This window comes from Sedimentibacter sp. B4 (genome assembly GCF_000309315.1).
In the GTDB taxonomy this organism is placed as follows: domain Bacteria; phylum Bacillota; class Clostridia; order Tissierellales; family Sedimentibacteraceae; genus Sedimentibacter; species Sedimentibacter saalensis.
In genome coordinates this window covers 1-222 of record NZ_CANG01000750.1, presented here as the reverse complement: position 1 = coordinate 222, position 222 = coordinate 1, and the positions used below count along the sequence as shown (strand labels likewise).

The window sequence follows — 222 nt, the reverse complement described above, 5'->3', positions numbered from 1 at the left end:
ATCGGACGCACGGACCTGCCCGGCGGCGATCCGAAGGTGATGAGCCGGACCCTGCGCGAGGTGGTCCTGGCGCTGCCCGACTCGGCTGCGCTGCTGCCCGGCCACGGACCGCAGACCACCATGGCGCGAGAACGGGCCACCAACCCGTACCTCCAGTCGGCGGCGGTGGGGATCTAGATGGGTTCCACGGAGCAGCGTCGGAGCGCGAGGCCCAAGCCGCTA

At 71.6% G+C, this 222-nt stretch carries 1 pseudogene; it reads left to right on the top strand.

The window, feature by feature from the left end:
- Positions 1 to 177: pseudogene (locus tag BN358_RS26910) on the top strand (MBL fold metallo-hydrolase); the annotation flags it as partial.
- Positions 178 to 222 lie beyond the last annotated feature (45 nt).